Raw genomic sequence first — 2,822 nt, forward strand, 5'->3', positions numbered from 1 at the left:
ATTTAACAAGTAAAGGCAGTCGGAAAACCAAAAGCTTCGCTTCGCTACACTTTTGTTTTCCGCTGCTTTAGGCGTTAGGCACACGATATGACAGTTCTGAGAATGTATAGCGAATTTCGAGAGAAGTTTCCCTATGTTACAGAGAAGGTTGATCTCGAACACATTGAATATTGGGGGGTACTTGATGATGAGCAATGCTATTGTTGGTTTGAAAGTCTAGCCAAGACAATCAACTTGGATATGGCAAAAGGTGAAGACCCAAACACATATACAGATATATTCGAATTTTTGCGTTCCGCTTATTTAAAAGAAAACGATTCGGTTAAAAAATGTATTGATGTGTCTTTTACAGAAAACTTATTCTGGGAAATTTCGGCTGAAAAGGCCGAACCATTTTGGCTAAAATTTCCAGACCTATTAAAGGGATTATATGTCGCATTTCATAATCGTACTCCAGTGGCCTAACAAGTTTGCCAAGTACACTTCGTTCATTTCACTCACTGCGCGGGACGCGTTTACAACGCGCCCCTTGCAAAGGCGTTAGGCCTCTGGAGTTATGGTGATCATCTGTGAGAAATGCCGCACCGAAATTTTGGAAGGAACCGATGCCGCAAAAGATAAGATTTGCATTCCATGCGGAGAGAATCGCCCGCTCTTTGATGACGCGTCGAGAAATGTAAGAACTTTCCGGAAGCGTTTGGATGGTCAGCTGATACATTTAATTCGAATATCACAGTCAAAGGTACACGCCGATTATGAAGTAACCTCTACACTTTGGGATATCGACCCAAGATTTAGGTCGCGTAATACCAAGGCCGGGACTGTTTCTTCGATACTACGAATAAGGAAGGATACAGGTGAAATCACAGTGGTTTACCCGATGGCTTTTGATGGAAATGGTAAAATACTGTTAAAGGCAAAGAGGGTGCTATTAAAAGCATTCGAGAAAGGTGAGCTTCCAGAGAAAACTTGTTATGCATCAGGCTAGGCCTAACAATCAAATCTTGCGGAGCGGTTTGCGCTACGCTTCAACCGCCCGCAAATTTGGGCGTTATGTTCATTGATTGTCTGTTCCTGATTTAGCACCCTTGGATATTCAACTTGTGCGGCACAAGGCTTTTCTTAAAGAAATTGATGTAAATTTAGGTGAGTTTTTAAAGCTTAGAAATTTTAAGAAATCCAGTGAATGGGGAAATGAAATGACTAATGCAATTTCATTTAAAAATCATGAATGCTCCATTAGCGTTGAGCGAGATCGGGGTATTTGGGCACTACGAATCTACAAGAATGTACAAGGTAAGGATCACTCCATATCCATTGAAGACGCAATCGCTAAAATTTTAAAACAAGAGAATGGCTATGGCTTTTCGCTTTCAGAATGGTTTTCCTTTTGGAAGACTAATTATGAAAAAATTTTAAATTTATTGGACAGTTAGTATCATTTTTTATCGGTAAAAAAAGGCAAACAATTTGAAAAAACATAACAAGTTCGCCAAGTACACTTCGTTCGTTTCACTCACTGCGCGGGACGCGTTTTCAACGCGCCCCTTGCAAAGGCGTTAAATTCTTTATGCGAAATTTCATAGTTTTCATATTAATACTAATTTCTCAGGCCGGAATGGCTGATGATTTTGATGTTGAACGATTTATGTCGATTCACAAGCTGAGTTTATTTGATCTCAATAAAATTCCTGATCGGCAATTTTTTGAAAGTCACCAGCATGTGGTCATTACTCAAGGAGAATTATCTCTCTCAAATGAGTGGCAAAATACCAATCAAACAACTCTAAGAGTTGGCGACGTGGAGTATGTCGGCACAAACAGAGGCGAATGGGGCGGAAAATTGGAAGTCATTGTAGCTGGCAAACGCACGGAACTGATGAAAGGAAATATTGTTCACTTACTGCCATTAAACGGAAAGCTTTATGTCATAGAAGGTTTAGCCCATTTGAGTATGGCATCCGGTTCAATAAGTGTTATTGAGAATATCGAGAATCCATCTAAACCTAAATTGATTACTAAGTTGCCAGACGCCCCTGATCTAGTATATCTGGATAAAACTAGGCCAGATTTTCAGCGAATAATAATAGTTGGCTCAAAAAGCATAATAAGCTTAGGGCCATATATGACCCCAGAAATTCTATATTGGGATGCTTTCTGGCATATAAACTTAAATCCAACCAGTATTGTTCGTTACAAAGATAACTATTTTATTGGTCTGCCGCATGGCGTTGCCGTTGTTCCGGCTCCTTGGGGGGAATCATCTAAATATTGCAGAGAGTTCCCCAGCGCAGCTGAAAAACGCTGTTTAAAAGTTCAGTTTTATGCTGGCCACGAATTTAACAAGCGCGTCAATTAGGACGCTCGCGAGCTCGCGCCTATTACGCGGGCGTTAGGTGTACTAAATCATGGATCTATTTTTTGGAAAAATTGTCTTTCATCGTCGTGGTGAAAAGGAAGTCTTCGGTGAAGTAGAGCAAAACAATATGCTTGAAGATTTGACGGCTGTTCTAAACAAGCATGGGGTTGAATTAGCCCGTTATGAATTCGCGGGGCTTTTAGGGAAATATCATCGAACTGATAAATGTCATCGCTGCGGTAATTTAACTCTAGATGTCAGCAATTCTTCAGGAGAATTAGAGAAAGGCGATGTATTCGATGACCTAAATGAAATAATTCATTTAGGTCATATTGAGAATGAAAACCTTATTTGTCTTGATTGCAAAGAATGGATATAAAACACCTAACAAGAACAAACACAAAAGCGCTTTCAGCGCTCGGACGCGTGCTACGCCCGCGCCCGTGTTATTGGCGTTAAATAT

General features: G+C 40.3%; 5 protein-coding genes. All 5 read left to right on the forward strand.

Annotated features, from left to right (window positions below):
* The first annotated feature begins 87 nt into the window (after nucleotides 1-87).
* The 5 genes from ABWW54_RS19980 (at nucleotide 88) to ABWW54_RS20000 (ending at nucleotide 2,738) form a co-directional block, all read left to right on the forward strand.
* A complete protein-coding gene (locus ABWW54_RS19980; protein WP_353414969.1) occupies nucleotides 88-465 on the forward strand; it encodes a DUF7674 family protein in 378 nt (125 codons plus the stop codon).
* 91 nt (nucleotides 466-556) lie between these two features.
* Nucleotides 557-988 carry a hypothetical protein gene (locus ABWW54_RS19985; RefSeq protein WP_353414971.1) on the forward strand — a complete coding sequence of 144 codons (432 nt, stop codon included), beginning with the start codon at nucleotides 557-559 and terminating at the stop codon, nucleotides 986-988.
* 76 nt (nucleotides 989-1,064) lie between these two features.
* Complete coding sequence (locus ABWW54_RS19990; RefSeq protein ID WP_353414973.1) at nucleotides 1,065-1,436, forward strand: hypothetical protein; 372 nt, start codon at nucleotides 1,065-1,067, stop codon at nucleotides 1,434-1,436.
* A gap of 182 nt (nucleotides 1,437-1,618) precedes the next feature.
* Nucleotides 1,619-2,359, forward strand: a complete 741-nt coding sequence (locus ABWW54_RS19995) for a hypothetical protein (protein WP_353414975.1) — start codon at nucleotides 1,619-1,621, stop codon at nucleotides 2,357-2,359.
* A 49-nt stretch (nucleotides 2,360-2,408) separates the two neighbouring features.
* Entirely contained in the window at nucleotides 2,409-2,738 is a 330-nt protein-coding gene (locus ABWW54_RS20000; RefSeq protein ID WP_353414977.1) for a hypothetical protein, read from the forward strand.
* Nucleotides 2,739-2,822: the final 84 nt, after the last annotated feature.

It is taken from the genome of Arenicella sp. 4NH20-0111 (assembly GCF_040366405.1).
Classification (GTDB): Bacteria; Pseudomonadota; Gammaproteobacteria; order Arenicellales; family Arenicellaceae; genus Arenicella.

Coding starts and splice junctions, on each gene's coding strand:
- ABWW54_RS19980 (WP_353414969.1), top strand. CDS start 88: ATGACAGTTCTGAGAATGTATAGCGAATTTCGAGAGAAGTTTCCCTAT.
- ABWW54_RS19985 (WP_353414971.1), top strand. CDS start 557: ATGGTGATCATCTGTGAGAAATGCCGCACCGAAATTTTGGAAGGAACC.
- ABWW54_RS19995 (WP_353414975.1), top strand. CDS start 1,619: ATGGCTGATGATTTTGATGTTGAACGATTTATGTCGATTCACAAGCTG.
- ABWW54_RS20000 (WP_353414977.1), top strand. CDS start 2,409: ATGGATCTATTTTTTGGAAAAATTGTCTTTCATCGTCGTGGTGAAAAG.